This is a genomic window from Arachnia propionica, assembly GCF_003932785.1.
Classification (GTDB): domain Bacteria; phylum Actinomycetota; class Actinomycetes; order Propionibacteriales; family Propionibacteriaceae; genus Arachnia; species Arachnia propionica_B.
In genome coordinates, this window is the sequence record NZ_RQYT01000050.1 from 1 (window position 1) to 20905 (window position 20905).

A 20905-nucleotide genomic window follows, 5' to 3' on the forward strand; every position below is an offset into this window, starting at 1 on the left:
TCCTCCTCGAACGCACGCTCCAGTGCGCTCTTCGTCGTCCGCCTTGCCAAGAGGCCACCGTGACGATCCTCGTCACGATCCCCCTATCCGCACACCCTCCAAGCCTGAGCTGGTGACCCCGTCAGCTGCTGTACTGGGAACGGCCCCCCAACGACAGCTGGATCAACAAGGAGTCCCGATGACCTACCACAGGGTCGATGCCCCCGCCTGCATGGCGATCTTCCAAGCAACCGAAGGATGCAACATATTGGCTGCTGCCGTCCACGCGAAGATCTCCACCGAGATTGACGTTCTGGGACAGGCATGCACTGGCGAGAGCGCAACACTCATGACCTCGCTGGAAGCTGTTTACAATCGCGTGCTGACGCGCAACATGACCGGCGCCACACAGCAGGTGGGAAACGCCACGGCGGGCGGCCGGTCCGCCGTGGCTGCGATCCTGAACGGTGATCACGAGATGGCGGCCCGTATGGAGCAGGAAGCCCACATCGTCGACGAGGTCAGGATCACCGATGGGAAGGACCTGTCATGATCCCCATTGACGTCAGCGCCCTCCAGAACTGGCCGGACCCCGATGCCATCACTGCGAGCGCGGACCGTATCGCCTCCCTCGGGAAGGCCTTCCACGAGCATCTGGAGACGGGGCACAGCCGATGGCAGGGACTCGCCGCCTGTTACGAGACCCCGCACCAGGAGCGCATGTACTCTGCCCTGGATCCGGCACTGGAGGATGGCGCCAACGTCAAGGAGGCGTGCGGAAACATCAAATCCGCCATGATCGAGTTCGCCGAGAGCATTCGCACCCTCATCTCGAAGCGGGACTCGCTGATCTCACAGGCCCAGGACTACAACGCATCCCCGGAAGCCTCTTCTCTGGTTCCATTCAACGGGCGCTCCAACTTCTTCTCGGTTGAACAACGCAACATCAAAGCTGACATCGAGAAGCTCGCCGGGAAATACAGGAACGCGATCGAAACCTGTTCCTCCGCGCTTTCAGCCATCAGGGAGGACGGGACCTCCAGTTCAGATAGCTCCAGCTTCTTGAGGACGCCCCTCAATTTCGGCATCCCGGCGACCCGGACGCTCCTCGAGGCGCGAGCGAAGGATGGGACGTTGTACGTCAGCAGTCTGCACCTCCTGATCAAAGGACAAACTTATAAATTCACAATGGCAAACGCCATATTGAAGGGCCGACACGCCCGCGCACCATTCCCAAGCACCATGCGCCACGGCAAAGCTTATTTCAAACCGTGGTTCGACAAAGGCGCCCGAACCCCCTTCTTGACGGGGTTGCGATCAGAATTCTTGGGCCCACAACCAGGGAAGGTCAGCCCACGAGCCGTCGTTCACAGGTCCTCCGTTCTTCCCTCCGGCAAAACCTGGACTCTCGAAAACCAGCACACCACACGTGTACTCGAGTCAGGGACACGCGGTGTGGTGCGCATCGGTGGGCGGGTTCTGTTCGTCGGTGGAGTGTGGCTGACATGGGACAGCGAGTACGACAAGGTCCACAAGCGTCTGCTTGAGGAGGAGCCACGCCTCACCGAGGCTGAACGAGGCTCCAAGGCCAGGAAACTCGCCACCGTTCGCACCGGCGGTCAGGTCCTCGCCACAGCAACCATGTCCGCCGTCATCGGATCGATGGTGCCCGTTGGTGGAACCATCGTCGGCTTGGTCATCGGCGTGGGAGTCGGCCTCGTCATGGAGATTCCCATTCCCTTCACCGACATGACGCTGGGTGAGGGCGTCGCTGAAGCTTCAGAATGGCTCTGGAACAAGGGCGAAGACTTCGTCAACTGGCTGACCTCGGATGACACCGGCGACACCTTCCTCAGCGCCGTGCAACAGAAGCTCGAAGGGAAACCAACTGTCTGTCTCGCCGCCACGAAGGATTAGGAGCATCCTGCAGCATCAGCCTCCAGCAGCGCCGCGCCTTCGGTAGAGCCACTCGGGGACCGGGCGGCCGGTCAGCCATGCCCGCCACACCGTCGCGACCACGAAGGGGGCCATGCACAGGGCCACCGCCCAGCGGGAGACCTTGCGCATCGGCAGTTCCACGGTGACCGGGGTGAAGTCGATGTCCCCCGTCCGGTGCCCGGATCGGGAGGCGCAGGCGTCGTAGGTGCGGCCGTCGATGGTCACCTTGACCCAGGCGTGACCGACGTGCCACCACGGGTTCCCCCAGCCCCGCACCCGGGCGGCGTGGACGAGTTTCGCGCGGAATCCCAGCCGACGGAGTACGAGCAGCAGGACCGTGTTGTACTGGTGGGACCAGCCCCTCCCCTGCCGCAGCGCCACCTTCGGGGTCTCCCACAGGTGCCAGGCCGACTCGTGGGTGAACTCCTCCGCCACCTTCGCGATGGCGGCGTCGGCGAGGTCCCGCCCCGTCAGCCCCGTCGCCCGGAGCTCCTCGACGAGCTCCTCGACGGTGCGGTCACGGTTCGGCTTCGCCGACGCCGGTGCGGCCACCACGACCGGCAGTGTCAGGACCGCCGCCCCGAGGGCCACCGCAATTGCCTTCCTCAGCCTCATCCTCGCCCCTTCCGCACGAAACCCTTGAGAGAACGGTAGGGCACCTCGGCCGCCAGACGTTCGTGAAGTCGCAACATTCGACTGACCGCTGCCGACCACGGATACTGCTCGGCCCGACGTCGCGCAGCTGAACGGAGTTCCGGCCCCAGGCGGGGCAGCAACGATTCGACAGCGTCGGCGAGCAGACCGGGGTCGGGGGCTGCCGAGGCCCCGGACGAGGAATCGACGAGCTCGAAGGCTCCGCCCCGGTTCGACGTCACCACCGGCGTGCCACAGGCCAAGGCCTCCAACACCGCCAGCCCGAACGTCTCCGCCGGACACACGGAGAAGGAAAGGTCCGCCTGGGCGATGTGCGCGGCCAGCTCCTGGCGGCTCGCGACGAAACCCCGGAAATGGACGGGGGCGTCCCCGGCGATGTCCTCCAGCTCAGCCTGATCCGGTCCCGTGCCGAAGCAGTCCATGCGGATCCGGTGCCCACGCCGATGCAACTCAGCCGCCGTCGCCACCGCCAGCTGAGGGCTCTTCTCATGGCTGAGCCTGCCGACATAGATGAGCTTGAGCACCCCGTCGGCCGGGGGCTCCCCCCGGGACGGGTGGAACGTCTCAAGATCCACCCCCAGCGGCACGAGCTCCAGCCGGGCGCCGGTGTTGTCGAACTCGTCCGCGGCGAACCGGCTCGTGACCACCACCGCATCGAACTCCTTCGACAGCCGCCGGTTCAACGCCCCCACGACGGCTTCGACCCCGAACCCTCGGCGGATCCACATCGCCAACATGTCCGAGAGGCGCTCATGACTGAACAACACCGACCCGACGTTGCGCTTCGCCGCCCAACGTCCGACCGGGGAGAGGGTCCACTTGTCCGAGACCTCCACCACATCGGGGCGGAACCGGTCGAGCACGTCCAGGGCACGCCACGGACGGGCGATCATGCGGTACTGCTTCGTCAGGCGCGGTGCCCGCACCTCCACCTCGATCCCGCGTTCGGTCTCGAGAATCGCGTCCCTCGGGCCGGGTCTGACGAAAATCCTCTCGTGCCCGGCAGCGGTATACCCCGCACCGAGCTGATCGATGACCACCTTCATGCCCCCCGAGGTGGGGCCCACGAAGTTGGCCAACTGAGCGATGCGCATCCCCCGATTCTGCCACCCCGGAGCCATGGGTGCCCCCACCCTCTCAGTAGGCCTCGTCGGCCCGTTCGATGAGCGCAGGCGGGAGGGGGAAACCCATCCGCTCCGCCGCCGGTTCGTTGATGACCAGCTCGAAGGTCTCCTGGACGACCACGGGCAGGTCGCCGGGTTTCGTCCCCTCCAGGATCCTCACCGCGAGGGCGGCGGCCTCGCGCCCCTGGAGATCATGGTCGACGGCGTGGGCAGCGGCGGCGCCACCCTCGACGACGGTGCCCTCTGAGGCGACCACGAGCACCCGCCGTGACTCGGCCACCTCGATGACATCCTCCATCCCTGCGGTCACGACGTCATCTGTCGGGATGAGGAAGGCGTCGGCGTCGAGGCTCTCCGCGGCCTTGCGAACCTCTGCCAAGCTGCCCACTGGCTGAGCCTTGACCTCCAGGCCCATTGCGGCTGCCTCCTCCTCGGCCTGCCTGACCTGCGCCTCCGCGTCGAGGGCGCCCCCGGTGTGGATGATCCCCACCCGGGTCGCTTCCGGGCGGATCTCCTTGACCAGCTCCAACTGCTTGGCCACCGGGTTCACGTCACAGACCCCCGTCACCTCACCGCCCGGGGCGTCGAGACTGGTCACCAGCCCGAGACCCACGGGGTCGTGCACCCCGGCGAAGAGCAGCGGCGTCCCGGACACCTCACTCACAGCGACCTCGGCGGCAGGACTTGAGATGGCGAGGATGAGGTCCATGTCCTGGGTGTTGAGGCGGGCCACCGCCTCGGTCAGGGCCCCGGCATCTCCGTTGGGGCTTTCCACCTGGAGCCGAAGCCCTTCACCCTCGGTGTACCCCGCCTCGGCGAGGCCATCGACGAACCCCTGCCGAATGGTCTCGACGACACCGGCTGACCCATCGGTGACGATGCCGATCTCGATGACCCGCCCTGGCCCTCCCAGGGCCCGCTCCCCCGGCGTCTTCCCCGTGCAGGCAGCAAGCAGGAGGGCAGAGGCGGTGGCCAACGAGACGAGCACTGCGGTGGTGGACCTCATGACCCCCCTTCCCCAACACTGGACACATCCGCTGACATGGCCGGGACAGGATGCAGCGGTTCGGTGGACGAGATTCTCGCCGTCCCCGCCTCCGAGACTTCCTTGTTCCGACGGCACTGCTACAGACACACCCTAGCGCAGCCAACCCCTCCCGCCGGGCACGTCCGGCTCAGAGCCGCCACGTGTACTGGGTGAGTCGATTCGTCAGGGCCTGATCAACGACCTCCAGTTCCAGTGAGGTGCCCTGCTTCTCCACCACCACCATGCACCCCGGATCGAGGATGCCGCTCGGCCCGAACTCCAGCTCCTTGACCTTGATGCGCTCGGTGCTCCCGTTGGATGCGAGGCGTCGCGAGAACGGGGCTCCGGTGTGGCCGTGGAAATGGAACCGGAAGGGAACCTGGTGCAGCAGCTCCGTGAGCTCGCGCATGCCGAACCCTGTCTCCTCGTCGAACTCCTGGTCGTGCGAGATCAGGAGGTCCACGTCGCGCCGCAGCCGCTGGAGCCGACGCATGGCCGCCCGCTCATGGTCCTGCAGGAACGGTGGCGCGCTGCGACCCTTCCGGTCGCCGATCCGTCCCACCCCGACGATGCTCAGCGTCTCCTCCCCCGCCCTGATCTCCTGCACGACGCCACTGCGGCACACCAGGACCCGGCCGTAGGCGTCGATCGGGTAACGCGGTTCGGAACTCGCCTCCTCAAGGCTGTCAAGAAACCCGTGATCCTCGTGGTTGCCGCGAACGCAGATCATGTCGATGTCGAGTTCGTCGAGGTGGGCGGCGATGTCTGGGTCGCGGGTCACGAAGTGGTCGTGGAAGCCCAGTTCGTCGCGGTCCCTGCTGGCGTGGCGCAGCGTCGCCCTGTCCAGGCGTTGCGGATCCGGGAACGCGCCCATGTCCCCGCACTGGAGGATGACATCGACGGATCTCCCGGTCTCCTGCTGATAGAGATCCACGAGCTTGAACGGCAACAGAAACTTCCCATGGATGTCAGAGAACACCGCCGCACGCATGGGCCCAAGGTAGCAGCCCCACCCCACCGCCGCGACGGGACGCAGAACGGGGAGGCACCCCATCGGGCACCTCCCCGTTCGCCGGGAGAACGGCTCACTTGGCCTCGTCGGCCTCCTCGACCTCCGCGGCTTCGTCGGCCTGCTCCTCCTTGACCTCCTCGGCCTTCTCCGTCTTGGCGGGCTTCGCCTCAGCCTTCTTCTCAGCCTTCGGCTCAGCGGGCTGCTCCTTCTTCACCACCGGCTCGGTCACGAGCTCGAGGATCGCCATCGGGGCGGAGTCGCCCTTGCGGATGCCGATCTTCGTGATGCGGGTGCAGCCACCGTCACGACCAGCGAGCGACGGGGCGATCTCCTCGAAGAGCTTCGCCACGACGTCCTTGTCCGTCACGGACTGCAGCACCAGACGGCGGGAGTGCAGGTCGCCGCGCTTGGCCTTCGTGATGAGCTTCTCGGCCACCGGCTGAACCCGACGCGCCTTGGTCTCGGTGGTGGTGATGCGGCCGTGCTCGAAGAGCTGGGTGGCCAGGTTGCGCAGGATGATGCGCTCGTGGGTGGGGCTACCGCCGAGGCGGGGACCCTTCGTCGGCTTGGGCATGTTGCGTTTCTTTCAGTCTCGTCCCGAGCAGCGCTCGGTTGGGTTCTCAGTACTGCTCGGTCTCGGCGTAATCGTCGTCGGCGTCGCCGTCATCGTCGGCCTCGCCCTCGTGGTCCTCGTCGTAGCGCTCGATGGCCTCCATCGGGTCGAAGCCCGGGGCGGCGTCACGCAGGGTGAGGCCCAGGTTGTGGAGGGTCACCTTCACCTCGAGGATCGACTTGGATCCGAAGTTGCGGATGTCGAGGAGGTCCTCCTCGGAGCGGGCGACGAGTTCACCGACGGTGTGGATGCCCTCACGCTTCAGGCAGTTGTAGGAGCGGACCGAGAGGTTGAGGTCCTCCACGGGGAGGTTCAGCGACTCCGCGATCTGCTCGTCGACGGGCGAGGGGCCCATCTCGATACCCTCGGCGTGGACGTTGAGTTCACGCGCCAGCCCGAACAGCTCCACGAGGGTCCGCCCGGCGGAGGCGACGGCGTCGCGCGGGGCGATCGACGGCTTGGTCTCCACATCGATGATGAGGCGGTCGAAGTCGGTGCGCTGGGCCACACGGGTGGCCTCCACCTTGTAGCTGACCTTGAGCACCGGCGAGTAGATGGAGTCGACCGGGATCCGGCCGATCTCGGCGTCGGGGTCCTTGTTGAGGACGCTGGAGACGTAGCCGCGGCCACGCTCGACGACGAGTTCCATCTCGAGCCGTCCGCCCTCGGAAAGGGTGGCGATGTGCATCTCGGGGTTGTGCACCTCGACACCTGCCGGGGGCTGGATGTCAGCTGCGGTGACCTCACCGGCACCCGCCTTGCGCAGGTACATGACGACGGGCTCGTCCTCCTCGGAGGACAGGACCAGGCCCTTGAGGTTGAGGATGATCTCGGTGACGTCCTCCACGACGCCCTCCAGGGTGGAGAACTCGTGGGGGTTGCCCTCGATCTTGATCGACGTCACGGCCGCGCCCGGGATGGACGACAGCAGCGTGCGGCGCATCGAGTTGCCGAGGGTGTAGCCGAAGCCGGGCTCCAGCGGCTCGATGATGAACCGCGAACGGAACTCGGAGACAACTTCTTCCGACAGGGTCGGACGCTGTGCGATGAGCATTTCTTCCTTCCCGCACCACCCGCCATTTGATGGTGCGAATGTCGTGGCGGGACCTTCCCCGACCACAGAGCCCGGTGACCCGAGCAGGGCTGGCCGACGGATGCCGACCAGCCCGGGGGTCGTCGATTACTTGGAGTAGAGCTCGACGATCATCTGCTCAGCCACGTCCACCACGATCTGCTCGCGGACGGGGAGCTGGTGGACGAGGATGCGCATCCGGTTCGGACGGGCCTCGAGCCAGGCCGGGACGGAGCGCTCGCCGTGGGTCTCGCGCGCCACCACGAGCGGGTGGAGGTTGAGAGACTTCTCGGCGACGTCGATGATGTCGTGGGCCTTGACGCGGTACGACGGGATGTTCACCTTCTGGCCGTTGACCAGGAAGTGACCGTGCACCACGAGCTGGCGGGCCTGGCGGCGGGTGGCCGCGAAGCCTGCACGGTAGACCACGTTGTCGAGACGGGACTCGAGGATCTGGAGCAGGTTGTCACCGGTCTTGCCCGGCTGACGATCAGCTTCCTCGTAGTAGCGACGGAACTGCTTCTCGAGCACCCCGTAGGCGAAACGGGCCTTCTGCTTCTCCTTGAGCTGCAGGGAGTACTCGGAGTCCTTCGTGCGGCCACGGCCGTGGACGCCCGGAGGGTAGGGGCGGCGCTCAAACGCCTTGTCGTTGCCAACCAGATCGGTCCCGAGACGACGGGACTTCTTGGTCATGGGGCCGGTGTAACGAGCCATTGTCTATCAGTCCTTTACTTCTCGTGCCGATCAGACGCGACGACGCTTCGGCGGGCGGCAGCCGTTGTGCGGCACGGGGGTGACGTCGGAGATCGAACCGACCTCAAGCCCGACGGTGCCCAGCGAACGGATCGCGGTCTCACGGCCCGAGCCCGGGCCCTTGACGAACACGTCGACGCGCTTCATGCCGTGCTCCATGGCGCGGCGGGCAGCGGCCTCGGCGGCCATCTGCGCGGCGAACGGCGTCGACTTGCGGGAGCCCTTGAAGCCGACGGTGCCGGCGGAGGCCCAGGAGATCACAGCCCCGTTGGGGTCAGTGATCGAGATGATCGTGTTGTTGAAGGTGCTCTTGATGTGAGCCTGTCCGGCGAGGACGTTCTTCTTCTCCTTGCGGCGCACCTTGGTCTTGGCGGCCTGCTTGCGGCTAGCGGTTGCCATCAGTAGTCAATCTCCTGTCTTCGCTCACCCGCGGGGTCAGCGTGCCTTCTTCTTGCCGGCCACAGCCTTCTTCTTGCCCTTGCGGGTACGCGCATTGGTGCGGGTGCGCTGTCCACGGACGGGGAGACCGCTGCGGTGGCGACGGCCCTGGTAGTTGCCGATCTCGACCTTGCGGCGGATGTCGGCGGCAACGGTACGGCGGAGGTCACCCTCGATCTCGTAGTTGCCTTCGATGTGGTCACGCAGCGCGACGAGGTGCTCGTCGGTCAGCTGGTGGACACGGAGATCGCCACTGATCCCGGTGGCGGCGAGGGTCTCGGCGGCGCGGGTCTTCCCGACACCGAAGATGTAGGTGAGGGCGACCTCCAGGCGCTTGTCGCGCGGCAGGTCGACACCAACGAGGCGTGCCATGTTGTCCCTTTCATGATTCCGGTCCCGGCGGGCTCCCCCACTCAGGTCGATGGACCGCGAAGGTGTGTGGCGTGGCGCGTCCCCTCCGGCACTTGACGACGGTTCCATCGTCGATGAGGGGCCTTGGCCTTCGTCCAAGGGTAGGGAGTCACCAGCTGGTGGCCCTTGCGCTCACGTTGTTGTTGAGTTGTCTGGCGGCCTGGGCGACCTGTCCCGTTCCGCGATGCTCCGGAGTTCCCTCCGCCTTGGCTGGATCAGCCCTGGCGCTGCTTGTGGCGCGGGTTCTCGCAGATCACCATCACACGACCGTGCCGGCGGATGACCTTGCACTTGTCGCAGATCTTCTTGACGCTCGGCTGAACCTTCATTCGAGCAACCTTTTCAATCAGCGACTGGGCAGCCTGCTGCCCAATCAGTGGTGGATGATTCCGGTCCTCCCTGCCCGGACGCACGACAGCGCCCGGTCGAAGACGACCGGCGCACAAGCTTACGTCACGAGCCGCAGGTTCTCCAAAACCCTCAAAAGGAAACGCCCGGCGGCGGCCGGGCGCGTCAGGGGCTTGGAGGGATCACTTGTGGCGGTAGACGATGCGGCCGCGCGTGAGATCGTAGGGCGACAGCTCAACGACCACCCGGTCAGCGGGCAGAATCCTGATGTAGTGCTGACGCATCTTCCCGCTGATGGTGGTCAACACCTTGTGGCCGTTGGCCAGCTCGACGCGGAACATCGCATTGGGCAGCGCCTCGACCACCGTACCCTCGAGTTCGAGGGCTCCTTCTTTCTTCGCCATTGGCTCCCGATTCGTCGGCCCCGCCAGGGGCTGTTGAGGCGGCTCGTGCCGCACACTGTGGGCAACAAGTCTAGTTCCTGCCCGCCCCGCCCCCAAACCGGTAGCGTGGGCCCATGAGTCACTTCGCCGTGCACTACACGTACGTGGACGACCCTGAGCTCATCGCCCAGCACCGTCCCGACCACCGCGCCTTCCTCAGCTCCCTCGTGGGCCGCGGCCTCATCGTCGCCGGCGCCTGCCCCGGCACCACTCCCCCGTCGGCCCTGCTCATCGTCGAGGCGGAATCCCCCGAGGACGTCGGCGATCTCCTGGCCGATGATCCGTTCCGACTCAGGGGCGTCCTGTCCGAGGCGCGGGTCGTCAGCTGGACCCCCGTCATCGGCTCCCTCTGAGAGCGACCTCCAGCCAGTCGAGGAGGTCAGCGAGGACCTCCTCGCGGTTCGTCTCGTTGAACAGCTCGTGCCTGGCCTCCGGGTAGAGCCGCAGCGTGACCTCCCTCGTACCGGCGCGACGCATGCGCCCAGCCACGTCCGGCACCTTCGGCGCGAGCGGGTCGGCGGTTCCTGAGGCGACCAGCACCGGCAGCCCCGGATCCATCCGCGCGAGGGTTCCGACGCGGTTCGCCTCCGTCGCCCCACGGACGAGGTCCTCGAAGAGGGAGACGGTGGGGACGAAACCGCAGCAGGGGTCCGCGATGTAGGCGTCGACCTCGTCGACGTCGCGGCTCAGCCAGTCGAAATCGGTCCGGGCCGGGCGGAAGGCACGGTTGTTGCCGCCGAAGGCCAATGCGTTGAGCAGCCGACTCCGGGCGCGCGGGCCGAGGCACCGTCGCAACAACCCGGCCAGCTTTCCACCGAGGCTCCCCACGACTCCCTGATCCCCCACGGTCCCGGTGAGGACGAGGGCATCGACGCCGCCGGGGTGCCTCGCGACGAGGCACCGGGCGATGAGCGAGCCCATGGAATGGCCCAGCAGCACGACCGGCAGGTCCGGGTGCTCCCGTCTCGCGGCCGCCAGCACCGTAGCGATGTCGCCGATGACGCGGTCCCAACCGTCCCGCTCGGCGAAGAAACCGAGATCCTCCGGCGGGCACGACGGCCCGTGACCGCGATGGTCGGGGGCGAGAACCGCGAATCCGGCCCCGGTCAGGGCACGGGCCACGCGACCGTACCGTCCGCCGTGCTCGGCGACGCCGTGGACGATCACCACCACGCCGGTCACGGGGCCCTCGGGCCGCCAGGCGCGCGTGCGGATGACATGCCCGTCGGGCGCCCGGACGGTCAACGGCGTCGGCTCGGTCATGGGCTCAGGGTACGCTCTCGACGACCCACGTGTTGCAGCCCTGTCCCACGGTCGCGGAATGGTAGCCACGAGTCCCCCAGTACCAGAGGGTCTCCGGGGAGCCGTGGATGCCGTCGTCAATGAATCGGGTGAGCGTCTCCTCGATCTCCGTGTAGTTCTGCTCGGTGACGGGCCACGTCGGGTCCTGCCTCAGCATGCCCATCGCCATGCACTCGGCCTGGACCTCGACGCGGCGCCTCGCATCCCCCTCGTCCTCCAGCTCGACCATGTGATGGAACACCCCGACGAGGCTCTGCAGATGGTGGGAGTACTCGTGGAACATGAGTCGCTTCGCCCAGAGCCGCGACTGGAGCGAGGCCTGGACGGCGAGGGTGCTGACGTAGATGGCGCCCCCGTCGACGGAGCAGTAGAACGCCAGGTTCGACACCGACTCGCCACACGGCGTGGTGATGCTGGCTCCCTCGAAGAAGTGCAGCGGCACGGGATGGCTGGACAGACCCAGCCGTTGCAGGATCGGCCGCCACCCGGCCTCCAGGCAGTCCAGTTCCACCTGCAGCACGGTCTGCAGTTCCTCGATCGTGTCGAAGTGGTTCGGCTCCGCGCAGCCCGTCATGACGGGCCAGGCCTCGTCGTGGAGCGGGGAGCGCTGGAGCGCGGCCCAAGGACCCTCGGCGGCGTTCGGTGCAGGCAGTTCCTCGTGGATGATCCGCGGCGGTTCCCATTCCGGGCCGGGCGCCGGTTCGGGGGTCGGCTCGGGTTCCGGAGTCGGCGCGGGTTCCGGTTCGGGCGGCGGGGTGGGTTCCGGCGTACCAGGGGTCGGGTCCGGTGTCGGCGACGGCGGGGAGGTCGAGGCGGGGGCGGTCGGCGACGGGGGGACCGGGACCTCCGCGGTGGACGGGGCGGGCTCCTCACCCTGGGTGAGGAACATCAACCCCAGCAGACCCAACGCGACGACCACCACCCCGATGACGAGCACGAGGAAAGGGCTGCCGGAGGGTCGCCGAGAGGGTGGCGACGGCATCGTCCCCGGCTCGACCAATCCCACTCCGCGCGAGCCGCTCCACGGCTGGGCGCGCCACGGCGTCGTCGAACCTGCATCCTCACCACCCCACATGGTCCCCCCCTTGAACGCTGCGTCGCTCCCCCGGCGGGGGGTTCAGTCCCCGAGTGGGCCGAAGCGCACTCCCCGTGCCTCCAACTCGGCGCGGCCACCGTCGGGTTCCGTCAACACCCAGACCCCGTGTTCCGTGATCGCGACGGTGTTCTCCCAGTGGGCGCCACGAGAGCCGTCCCGGCTGAGAATCGTCCATTCGTCGTCGGCCACCACGGTCTGGTGCAGGCCGAGGGTGAGCATTGGTTCGATCGCCACGACCATGCCGACCCCGAGCCGCGTCGACGGGGCACGCCGCGCCTGGTTGGGGACGTCGGGCTCCATGTGCATCTCGGAGCCGATGCCGTGCCCGGTGTACTCACGCAGGGAACCGTATCGGCGGGGCTGTGCCTTGACGCTCCGTTCGATGGCGCGCGAGATGTCGGAGACGCGGCAGCCATCCCTCACGGCGCTGATCCCTGCCCACAGGGCCTCGCGGGTGGCGGCGATGAGTTCGACGTCCTCGGCTCGCGCCTCACCGACGATGAAGGTGCGGGCGGCGTCCCCGTGCCAACCGTCCACGATGGCCCCGAAGTCGACGGAGACGACATCGCCGTCCTGGATCACCCGGTCCCCCGGCATCCCGTGGACGAGCTCATCGTTGATCGAGATGCACGCCACCCCCCGGAACGGGGCACCGTACTCGGCCCCGTAGCCGTCGAAGTTCGACTCGGCCCCGGCTGCGGCGAGGACGGCACGGCCGACCGCGTCGACCTCGGCGGTGGTCACCCCTGGGACGGCGGCCTCCTGCATGCGGCGCAGTCCCTCGGCCACGACCAGCCCCGCCCGGCGCATGGTCAGCAGCTGCTCGGCGGTCTTGACCTCGACCGGCACGTCAGTTCCCGGAGACGTGTTCGGCGACGGCGGTGAGCATCCGCTCCCGCACCTCGTCGACGGTGCCCGTGCCCTCGACCTCGACGAGCAGCCCCTTGTTCTCATAGTGGAACAGCAGCGGCGCGGTCTGGCCGGCGTAGACCTCCATCCGGCGACGGATGGTGTCCTCGTTGTCGTCGGCGCGCCCCTCCTTCTCGGCCCGGTCGAGCAGCCGCGCCACGAGCACGTCGGGATCGACGAGCAGCGAGACCACCGCATCGAGGCCGTGCCCCTGCGCGGCGAGGTGACGATCGAGGAAGTGCACCTGGTGCATGGTGCGGGGGAACCCGTCCAGCAGGAAACCGGGGGCGCAGTCCTCCTCTGCGATCCGGTCCGCGACGATGGCCTCCGTCACGTCGTCGGGCACGTAGTCACCGGCGTCGATGATGGCCTTGACCTGACGGCCGAGCTCCGTCCCGTTCTTGATGTTGGCCCGGAAGATGTCTCCCGTGGAGATCGCCGGCACGCCGTAGGCGGCGGCCAGCGCCGTCGCCTGGGTCCCCTTGCCTGCGCCAGGAGCCCCCATGATGAGCAGCCTCATCGGAGGAAGCCCTCATAGTTGCGCTGCTGGAGCTGGCTCTCGATCCGCTTCACGGTGTCGAGGGCCACGCCCACGATGATGAGGATCGACGTGCCGCCGAAGGGGAAGTTCTCGTTGGCCTTGACCGCGATGAACGCCAGGGTTGGCAGCAGGGACACCAGGGCCAGGTAGAGCGAACCGGGCGCGGTGAGCCGGTTGAGCACGTAGGTCAGGTAGCGCTCCGTCGGCTTCCCGGCGCGGATGCCGGGGATGAAGCCGCCGTACTTCTTCATGTTGTCGGAGACCTCCTGCGCATTGAAGGAGATCGCCACGTAGAAGTAGCAGAACGCGATGATGAGGAAGAACTGCATGACGCCGTACAGCCACCCGTTGGGGTTGAAGTTGGCGCCGACCCACTGGCCGAATGCGGATTCGGGGCGGAAGAGGGCGACGAGCGTCGGCAGGTACAGGATCGAGCTGGCGAAGATGACCGGGATGACGCCGGACTGGTTCACCTTGAGCGGGATGTACGTGGTGGAGCCACCGACGAGGCGGCGTCCCACCATCCGCTTGGCGTACTGGACGGGCACGCGACGCTGCCCCTGCTCGATGAAGAGGATGCCGAGCATGACGATGAGGCCGATGCCGGTGACGAGCGCGAACAGGAACCAGCCGGTGGCGCCCGGGTGGGACTGCTTGATCGACCAGAGGCCGGCCGGGAAGGAGGCGGCGATCTGGGTGAAGATGAGGACCGACATGCCGTTGCCGATGCCACGCTCGGTGATGAGCTCACCCATCCACATGATGACGACGGTGCCGGCCGTCATGGTCAGCACCATGGTGACGAGCGGGAACACCTCATGAGTGTGGAGGATGCCGGGGCAGCTCAGGAGCTGGCCGGTGCGGGCCATGGTCACGAAGCCCGCGGCCTGGAGCAGGGCGAGCACGAGGGTGACGTAGCGGGTGTACTGCGTGATCTTGGCCTGGCCCGCTGCACCCTCCTTCTTGAGCGCCTCGAGGCGCGGGATGACCACCGTCAACAGCTGAAGGATGATCGACGCGGTGATGTAGGGCATCACGCCGAGGGCGAAGATGGTGAGCCTCAGGAGCGCCCCACCGGAGAAGAGGTTGATGAGCGAGTAGAGACCGGCCTGGGGGCTCGTCGACGCGGCCCTGACGCACATGTCGAGGGCTTCGATGTTCACGTTCGGCGAGGGGATGGACGACCCCAGACGGAACACGAGGAGTATTCCGAGTGTGAACAGGATCTTCTTGCGCAGCTCAGGCGTCTTGAATGCGCTTGCGAAGGCGGAGAGCATCCGGCCCCTCTTTCAATGTCTCTTGCTTCATCAATGGCGCGCCCACTTCAGGCAGCCTACGAAGCGTAGCAACTTGCGGCCCGTATCCCCAACGCGCCGGTCACATGCGCATGCCGCGCGTCCTCTGCTCGGGTTCAGCTGGCCCAGGCACGCAGGTCGACCTCGGTCAGTTCCAGGCGGGCCAGCAGCGCGTCGAGGGCGGCGGAGATGCGCTTCACGGCATCGAGGGCCGCGTCGAGCCCCAGCTTGTACGGGTCCGGGATCCAGTCGGCCTCGCTGGTCTCGGGGCGCACCGACCGCACCGCCTCCAGCATCTGGGAGATCGACATCCGCTCCCCGCGGGGCAGCGTCTCGAGGGCGGCGTGGGCCTGGCCGAGGGACAGGGTGCGCGGCAGCACCTCCGGGCAGTTCTCCGCCACCCACTGCCGATGCTCCGGGGAGAACACGAAGACGACGCTGGCCGCGGCCAGTCCGCGCTGGCACAGCTGCTTGGCCCGGTGGGAGGTGTTCTGGAGCCCTCGCGAGATGGCGGCGGTGGCCATCGTCTCGTCCATACCCCGCCCGATCATGGCCTGGGTCCCGGCCGAGTCGACAACGAGCCGCGCGCTGGGTCCGAGTCGTTGCCGCAGCGCGGCCTCCGCATAGGCGGATCGACAGACGTTTCCAGTGCAGACGAACCAGATCTGGGCGTAGTCCTCATGGCATGCCACGGAGGTCGCTGGGCCACGACTGATTGACATGACGTCACCCCACCTCACGCAGCACTCACTCGTTGACAATTGGACCTGCCCTGACCAACCGACGCGGCGGCGTCAACGCAGATCAATCGCTTTCAGCGTAGCCGCAGGAAACGCGACCGCAGGCCAGCCGAAAGGCTGGCATCGTCGGGATCGTTGAGCGGCGCCCAGCACCGCCCATTTCCGGGAGATTGCCGATTGATTCACCATCTCCCCTTGTCAAGGCCAAAATATTCTTCCCCGAGAGCGAAGCAGGATGCGTTCATCACACTCCCCGTTGGCCAGATGTGGGACAGACCCGGATGAAAACTCTGTCCAAAAGTACGGCCGAGGCACCCATGCCCCCTGCCCAAGGTGAAGGACTTGAGAGGACACGCGGACGGGGGGTGCCTGAAGGACAAGGGGTCACGAATCGCCGCTTCGCTTCGACGAGACCGCGATGTCAACGCTGCCACGGAAGCAGGACGGCGGTTCGTGACCGTGTTGGTCTCGCCCATGACAGCCAGAAAAAACATGTGGCCGGCTCCCCATCGGGGAACCGGCCACATGATGTGAAACGCGCTCAGGCCTCCACGGCGGAGCCACCGGCCGCAGCCAGCTTCTCCTTGGCGGAGTTCGAGAACGAGTTGGCCGTCACGTTGAGCGCAACGGAGACCTCCCCGTTGCCCAGAACCTTGACGAGCTGTCCGGCGCGCACCGCACCGGCCTCGACCAGGTCCTCGATCGTGACCGTGCCGCCCTTGGGGAACAGCTCGGCGAGACGACCGACATTGACGACCTGGTACTCCACGCGGAACGGGTTCTTGAAGCCCTTGAGCTTCGGGATCCGCATGTGCATGGGCATCTGGCCGCCCTCGAAGTTCGCCGGGACGTTCTTGCGAGCGCCGGTTCCCTTCGTACCGCGACCAGCGGTCTTGCCCTTCGACGCCTCACCGCGACCCACGCGGGTCTTCGCGGTGTTGGCGCCCGGGGCGGGACGCAGGTGATGAATCTTGAGAGCCATTACTTGACCTCTTCCACTTGCACGAGGTGGGCGACGGTGCGGATCATGCCGAGCACCTCGGGCCGATCCTCACGCACGACCGAGTCGCCGATGCGCTTCAGGCCGAGGGTGCGCAGCGTGGCCTTCTGGTAGTCCTTGCCACCGACACCGGACTTGATCTGGGTGATCCTGAGCTCGCTCATCAGCCAGCCACCTCTTCCTTGCGGGCACGGAGCAGAGCCGCCGGGGCGACATCCTCGACGGGCAGGCCGCGGCGCTTCGCCACCGCTTCCGGCTCCTCGAGGTTCTGCAGGGCCGCCACCGTCGCGTGAACGACGTTGATGGCGTTGGAGGAGCCGAGCGACTTGGCGAGCACGTCGTGCACACCGGCGCACTCGAGCACCGCACGGGCGGAGCCACCGGCGATGACACCGGTACCCGGGGAGGCGGGACGCAGCAGCACGATGCCTGCCGCCTTCTCGCCCTGGACCGGGTGCGGGATGGTGCGCTGGATCAGCGGCACGCGGAAGAAGTGCTTCTTGGCCTCCTCCACGCCCTTGGCGATCGCGGCCGGCACCTCCTTCGCCTTGCCGTAGCCGACACCGACCATGCCCTCGCCGTCACCGACGACCACCAGAGCGGTGAAGCTGAAGCGACGGCCACCCTGGACGACCTTGGCGACGCGGTTGATGGCAACCACGCGCTCGAGGTACTGGCTCTTCTCTTCCTTGGAAGCCTGGCCACGACGATCGTCACGGCCACGACGCTCCCCACCGCGACGATCGCCGCGCTGCTGGGTTTCACTCATCGTGTTCCCTATCCTCTCGTCGTGTCAGAATCCGAGACCGGCCTCGCGCGCCGCATCGGCGAGCGCAGCGATCCGACCGTGGTACTTGTTGCCAGCGCGGTCGAAGACCACGTTCTCGACACCGGCCTCCTTGGCGCGCTGGGCGATGAGCTCGCCCACCTTGCGCGCCTTGTCCGACTTGTTGGCCTCGAGCGCACGCAGGTCCGCCTCCATGGTGGAGGCCGAGGCCAAGGTGCGGCCGACGGTGTCGTCGATCACCTGGACGAACAGGTGACGCGAGGAACGGGTGACGACCAGACGCGGACGCGCCGCGGTGCCGTTGATCTTCTTGCGGCCGCGAAGCTGCCGACGGGCCCGGGAAGCGGCCTTCGCCGCCAGGCCCTTGCGCATGCCAAGCGAGATAGCCATTACTTACCAGCCTTTCCGGCCTTGCGGCGGACGTGCTCGCCCGCGTAGCGGACACCCTTGCCCTTGTAGGGCTCGGGCTTGCGGATCTTGCGGATGTTCGCGGCAACCTCACCGACAAGCTGCTTGTCGATGCCGCTGACCGAGAACTTGGTCGGGGTCTCCACCGTGAAGGTGATGCCCTCCGGGGCGTTGACCACGACCGGGTGGGAGAAGCCGAGCGCGAACTCGAGCTGCGTCGGGCCCTTGGCCACCACACGGTAACCAACGCCGACGATCTCCAGCTTCTTCTCGTAGCCCTCGGTCACGCCGACGACCATGTTCGACACGAGGGTCCGGGTCAGGCCGTGCAGCGAGCGCGAGAGGCGCTCGTCGTCGGGGCGGGTGACCTCGAGCTGGCCCTGGTCGTTCTTCGCGACGGTGATGGGCTCACGGACGGTGAACTTCAGCTCACCCTTGGGCCCCTTGACCGCCAGGTCCTGGCCGTCGATCTTCACCTCGACGTTCGACGGGACCGCGATGGGGAGCCTGCCAATTCGTGACATCTCTTATCTCCTTGTCAGTCTCGTCGAATCACCAGACGTAGGCGAGGACTTCCCCGCCGACGGACTTGGCATTTGCTTGCTTGTCGGTCAGCAGGCCCTGCGAGGTCGAGATGATGGCGATACCGAGACCGCCGAGCACCTTCGGGAGGGCGTTGGCCTTCGCGTAGACGCGAAGACCGGGCTTGCTGATGCGGCGCAGGCCGGCGATGGAACGCTCGCGGGAGTCCCCGTACTTGAGGGTCACCTTGAGCACCTTGCCCACCTGTCCTTCGACCTCGGTCAGCTCGAAGTTCGAGATGTAACCCTCGGCCTTCAGAATCTCCGCGATGCCGACCTTGATCTTCGACGACGGCATGGTCGTCGACTCCTGGTACGCCTGGTTGGCGTTACGCAGACGCGTGAGCATGTCTGCGATGGGATCAGTCATTGTCATGGCTGTTTGGCTTCTTTCTCGCCCCGGTTTCCCATGTCAGGACCTGGGGCAAATTGAATGTGGAAGTTCTCTTCGTGGCCCGGGTTCACCAGGACGACTTGGTCACGCCGGGGAGCTGGCCGGCGTGGGCCAGGTCGCGCAGGCAGACGCGGCAGAGACCGAACTTGCGGTACACCGACTTGGGACGACCGCAGCGGTTGCAGCGGGTGTAGGCGCGCACACCGAACTTCGGCTTGCGGGACTGCTTGACCTTGAGTGCTGTCTTAGCCATGGTTCACGCTCACTTCTTCTTCTTGGCGTAGAAGGCGGGTCCGCGCTTGGACTTGACCTTCTTCGGGTCGTCGACAGCCTTGAACGGGAAGCCGAGGTGCTTCAGCAGCGCGCGGCCCTCCGTGTCGTTGGTGGCGGAGGTCACGAAGGTGATGTCCATGCCCCGGACGCGGTCGATCTTGTCCTGATCGATCTCGAGGAACATGACCTGCTCGTTCAGGCCGAAGGTGTAGTTGCCCTTGCCGTCGAACTGGCGGCCGTTGAGACCACGGAAGTCGCGGATGCGGGGCAGGGCCAGGGTCAGCAGACGATCGGCGAACTCCCACATGCGGTCCCCACGGAGGGTGACGTGGCAGCCGATCGGCATGCCCTCACGCAGCTTGAACTGCGCGATGGACTTGCGGGCCTTCGTGACGCACGGCTTCTGACCGGTGATGGCGGTCAGGTCGCGCACGGCGCCGTCGATGATCTTGGAGTCACGCGCGGCCTCGCCGACACCCATGTTGACCACGATCTTCACCAGTCCGGGGATCTGCATGACGTTGGCGTACTTGAACTCGTCCTGGAGGGCCGGGACGATCTGCTCGCGGTACTTCTTCTTCAGACGCGGGACCTGGACCTCGCTCATCAGATCTCCTTCCCGGTCTTGCGGGCGATGCGCTTGCTGCGCTCGGCCTTGTACTCGGAACCGTCGGCACGCTTCTTGGTGACCTCGACGCGCTCGTAGCCCACCCGGGTCACGACCTCCTTGCCGTCCACCTTGGTGACCAGCTGGACGTTGGACACGTGGATGGGGGCCTCGGAGCTGATGATCCCCCCCTCGATGCGGCGGCCGTTGGCGCCCTGGGACTCGCGCTTGTGACGCTTGACGACGTTGACGCCCTCGACGATCACCTTCTGGTTGCGGGGGTCGACGGCGATGATCTCGCCGATCGTGCCCTTGTCCTTGCCCGAGATGACCTTGACGCGGTCACCCTTCTTCACATGGAGCGAGTTCATGTCAGATCACCTCCGGGGCGAGCGAGACGATGCGCATGAACTTCTTCTCGCGCAGCTCACGGGCCACCGGGCCGAAGATACGGGTGCCGCGGGGCTCCCCGTCGTTCTTCAGGATGACGGCGGCGTTCTCGTCGAACTTGATGTAGGAACCGTCGGCACGGCGACGCTCCTTGACTGTACGCACTACGACGGCCTTGACGACATCGCCCTTCTTGACGTTGCCGCCGGGGATGGCGTCCTTGACCGTGGCGACGATGGTGTCACCGAGGTAGGCGTAACGACGCTTCGAGCCACCGAGAACGCGGATGCACAAGAGCTCCTTGGCACCAGTGTTGTCGGCGACCTTGAGTCGCGACTCCTGCTGGATCATTAGTTCTCCTCCGTCCGGCTGGTTCCCTGTGGATTGGGCCTGTCCGGAACTCAAATGGTGAACCCCCTGGATTTTGCCAGGAGGCGCCCCCTGCCTTGGGCACGGGGTTGCGTCGCCCGGGAGAGGTCCCCAACGCATCACGCGGAGGGCACAGACCCAAGGCAACTGGCCAAGAGTATCCCAGGAGGGCCTGTCAAGCGAAACCGCAGGCAGGAATGACCATCACTCGTGCCGATCCCGACCCACCGCGCACCCTCTAAGAGGCTGCGCGGATAGGCGAATCTACTGCGGTCGCCCCGGTGTCCCCCTGGCTGCGTTGTCCTCCTTGAACGCACGGTCCAGTGCGCTCTTCGTCGTCCGCCTTGCCATGAGGTCACCGTGACGATCCTCGTGACGACCCCCCTATCCGCGCACCCTCT

The 20905-nt window shown here is 66.6% G+C and carries 30 protein-coding genes; 3 read left to right on the plus strand and 27 right to left on the minus strand.

What is annotated here, in order from left to right; translation table 11 throughout:
- Positions 1 to 178 precede the first annotated feature (178 nt).
- Both EII35_RS13925 and EII35_RS13930 read left to right on the plus strand, forming a co-directional pair.
- Positions 179 to 532: a hypothetical protein gene (locus tag EII35_RS13925; protein ID WP_125229072.1), complete on the plus strand. Its 354-nt coding sequence runs from the start codon at positions 179 to 181 to the stop codon at positions 530 to 532.
- Complete coding sequence (locus tag EII35_RS13930; protein ID WP_125229073.1) at positions 529 to 1896, plus strand: hypothetical protein; 1368 nt, start codon at positions 529 to 531, stop codon at positions 1894 to 1896. Before EII35_RS13925 ends, EII35_RS13930 begins: the two co-directional genes overlap by 4 nt.
- 15 nt (positions 1897 to 1911) lie before the next feature.
- On the opposite strand, the gene EII35_RS13935 is transcribed toward EII35_RS13930, so the two are convergent.
- From EII35_RS13935 to infA, 11 genes are all read right to left on the minus strand, one after another.
- Complete coding sequence (locus EII35_RS13935) at positions 1912 to 2532, minus strand: transglutaminase domain-containing protein (RefSeq protein WP_125229074.1); 621 nt, start codon at positions 2530 to 2532, stop codon at positions 1912 to 1914.
- Positions 2529 to 3665, minus strand: coding sequence for a glycosyltransferase (locus tag EII35_RS13940; protein ID WP_125229075.1), 1137 nt, complete (start codon positions 3663 to 3665; stop codon positions 2529 to 2531). The genes EII35_RS13935 and EII35_RS13940 overlap by 4 nt, the downstream gene beginning before the upstream one ends.
- A 43-nt stretch (positions 3666 to 3708) precedes the next feature.
- Positions 3709 to 4701, minus strand: a complete 993-nt coding sequence (locus tag EII35_RS13945; RefSeq protein WP_125229076.1) for an ABC transporter substrate-binding protein — start codon at positions 4699 to 4701, stop codon at positions 3709 to 3711.
- Positions 4702 to 4870: 169 nt separating this feature from the next.
- Positions 4871 to 5713 carry a metallophosphoesterase family protein gene (locus tag EII35_RS13950; RefSeq protein ID WP_125229077.1) on the minus strand — a complete coding sequence of 281 codons (843 nt, stop codon included), beginning with the start codon at positions 5711 to 5713 and terminating at the stop codon, positions 4871 to 4873.
- A gap of 94 nt (positions 5714 to 5807) precedes the next feature.
- Positions 5808 to 6308 (minus strand): 50S ribosomal protein L17, encoded by a 501-nt coding sequence (rplQ, locus tag EII35_RS13955; protein ID WP_125229078.1) that lies wholly within the window; start codon positions 6306 to 6308, stop codon positions 5808 to 5810.
- Positions 6309 to 6354: 46 nt separating this feature from the next.
- A complete protein-coding gene (locus EII35_RS13960) occupies positions 6355 to 7401 on the minus strand; it encodes a DNA-directed RNA polymerase subunit alpha (protein WP_125229079.1) in 1047 nt (348 codons plus the stop codon).
- A gap of 126 nt (positions 7402 to 7527) precedes the next feature.
- The gene (gene rpsD / locus EII35_RS13965) at positions 7528 to 8133 is read right to left on the minus strand and encodes a 30S ribosomal protein S4 (RefSeq protein ID WP_125229080.1); all 606 of its coding nucleotides are present in this window, start codon (positions 8131 to 8133) and stop codon (positions 7528 to 7530) included.
- A 30-nt stretch (positions 8134 to 8163) separates the two neighbouring features.
- On the minus strand, positions 8164 to 8571 hold the full coding sequence (gene rpsK, locus EII35_RS13970; RefSeq protein ID WP_125229081.1) for a 30S ribosomal protein S11: 408 nt from the start codon (positions 8569 to 8571) through the stop codon (positions 8164 to 8166).
- A 36-nt stretch (positions 8572 to 8607) separates the two neighbouring features.
- Complete coding sequence (rpsM, locus tag EII35_RS13975; RefSeq protein WP_124843654.1) at positions 8608 to 8982, minus strand: 30S ribosomal protein S13; 375 nt, start codon at positions 8980 to 8982, stop codon at positions 8608 to 8610.
- Positions 8983 to 9236: 254 nt separating this feature from the next.
- Positions 9237 to 9350, minus strand: a complete 114-nt coding sequence (gene rpmJ / locus EII35_RS13980; protein WP_020575560.1) for a 50S ribosomal protein L36 — start codon at positions 9348 to 9350, stop codon at positions 9237 to 9239.
- Between the two features lie 201 nt (positions 9351 to 9551).
- A complete protein-coding gene (gene infA, locus EII35_RS13985; protein ID WP_068749455.1) occupies positions 9552 to 9773 on the minus strand; it encodes a translation initiation factor IF-1 in 222 nt (73 codons plus the stop codon).
- 113 nt (positions 9774 to 9886) lie between these two features.
- On the opposite strand from infA, the gene EII35_RS13990 reads away from it, so the two are divergent.
- A complete protein-coding gene (locus EII35_RS13990) occupies positions 9887 to 10165 on the plus strand; it encodes a YciI family protein (RefSeq protein WP_125229082.1) in 279 nt (92 codons plus the stop codon).
- Here the strand turns inward: EII35_RS13990 and EII35_RS13995 are convergent.
- From EII35_RS13995 to rplN, 16 genes are all read right to left on the minus strand, one after another.
- On the minus strand, positions 10149 to 11075 hold the full coding sequence (locus EII35_RS13995; RefSeq protein ID WP_125229083.1) for an alpha/beta hydrolase: 927 nt from the start codon (positions 11073 to 11075) through the stop codon (positions 10149 to 10151). The genes EII35_RS13990 and EII35_RS13995 overlap by 17 nt on opposite strands.
- A gap of 4 nt (positions 11076 to 11079) precedes the next feature.
- Complete coding sequence (locus EII35_RS16025; RefSeq protein ID WP_185744360.1) at positions 11080 to 12189, minus strand: neutral zinc metallopeptidase; 1110 nt, start codon at positions 12187 to 12189, stop codon at positions 11080 to 11082.
- Positions 12190 to 12231: 42 nt separating this feature from the next.
- Positions 12232 to 13059 (minus strand): type I methionyl aminopeptidase, encoded by an 828-nt coding sequence (gene map / locus EII35_RS14005; protein WP_260465139.1) that lies wholly within the window; start codon positions 13057 to 13059, stop codon positions 12232 to 12234.
- A 1-nt stretch (position 13060) separates the two neighbouring features.
- Positions 13061 to 13639 (minus strand): adenylate kinase, encoded by a 579-nt coding sequence (locus tag EII35_RS14010; protein WP_125229085.1) that lies wholly within the window; start codon positions 13637 to 13639, stop codon positions 13061 to 13063.
- Positions 13636 to 14937, minus strand: coding sequence for a preprotein translocase subunit SecY (gene secY / locus EII35_RS14015; RefSeq protein ID WP_125229086.1), 1302 nt, complete (start codon positions 14935 to 14937; stop codon positions 13636 to 13638). Before secY ends, EII35_RS14010 begins: the two co-directional genes overlap by 4 nt.
- 134 nt (positions 14938 to 15071) lie before the next feature.
- Positions 15072 to 15677, minus strand: coding sequence for an arsenate reductase/protein-tyrosine-phosphatase family protein (locus EII35_RS14020; protein WP_125229087.1), 606 nt, complete (start codon positions 15675 to 15677; stop codon positions 15072 to 15074).
- A gap of 559 nt (positions 15678 to 16236) precedes the next feature.
- Entirely contained in the window at positions 16237 to 16677 is a 441-nt protein-coding gene (gene rplO / locus EII35_RS14025; protein WP_125229088.1) for a 50S ribosomal protein L15, read from the minus strand.
- A complete protein-coding gene (gene rpmD / locus EII35_RS14030; RefSeq protein ID WP_125229089.1) occupies positions 16677 to 16859 on the minus strand; it encodes a 50S ribosomal protein L30 in 183 nt (60 codons plus the stop codon). The genes rplO and rpmD overlap by 1 nt, the downstream gene beginning before the upstream one ends.
- A complete protein-coding gene (gene rpsE / locus EII35_RS14035; RefSeq protein ID WP_125229090.1) occupies positions 16859 to 17464 on the minus strand; it encodes a 30S ribosomal protein S5 in 606 nt (201 codons plus the stop codon). The genes rpmD and rpsE overlap by 1 nt, the downstream gene beginning before the upstream one ends.
- A gap of 24 nt (positions 17465 to 17488) precedes the next feature.
- On the minus strand, positions 17489 to 17872 hold the full coding sequence (rplR, locus tag EII35_RS14040) for a 50S ribosomal protein L18 (protein ID WP_125229091.1): 384 nt from the start codon (positions 17870 to 17872) through the stop codon (positions 17489 to 17491).
- On the minus strand, positions 17872 to 18414 hold the full coding sequence (gene rplF, locus EII35_RS14045) for a 50S ribosomal protein L6 (RefSeq protein WP_125229092.1): 543 nt from the start codon (positions 18412 to 18414) through the stop codon (positions 17872 to 17874). Before rplF ends, rplR begins: the two co-directional genes overlap by 1 nt.
- Positions 18415 to 18442: 28 nt before the next feature.
- Entirely contained in the window at positions 18443 to 18847 is a 405-nt protein-coding gene (gene rpsH, locus EII35_RS14050) for a 30S ribosomal protein S8 (RefSeq protein ID WP_124843626.1), read from the minus strand.
- Positions 18848 to 18932: 85 nt separating this feature from the next.
- On the minus strand, positions 18933 to 19118 hold the full coding sequence (locus tag EII35_RS14055) for a type Z 30S ribosomal protein S14 (RefSeq protein WP_125229093.1): 186 nt from the start codon (positions 19116 to 19118) through the stop codon (positions 18933 to 18935).
- Positions 19119 to 19127: 9 nt separating this feature from the next.
- Positions 19128 to 19745 (minus strand): 50S ribosomal protein L5, encoded by a 618-nt coding sequence (rplE, locus tag EII35_RS14060; protein ID WP_125229094.1) that lies wholly within the window; start codon positions 19743 to 19745, stop codon positions 19128 to 19130.
- On the minus strand, positions 19745 to 20116 hold the full coding sequence (gene rplX, locus EII35_RS14065) for a 50S ribosomal protein L24 (protein ID WP_125229095.1): 372 nt from the start codon (positions 20114 to 20116) through the stop codon (positions 19745 to 19747). Before rplX ends, rplE begins: the two co-directional genes overlap by 1 nt.
- Before the next feature lies 1 nt (position 20117).
- A complete protein-coding gene (gene rplN / locus EII35_RS14070; protein WP_125229096.1) occupies positions 20118 to 20486 on the minus strand; it encodes a 50S ribosomal protein L14 in 369 nt (122 codons plus the stop codon).
- Positions 20487 to 20905 lie beyond the last annotated feature (419 nt).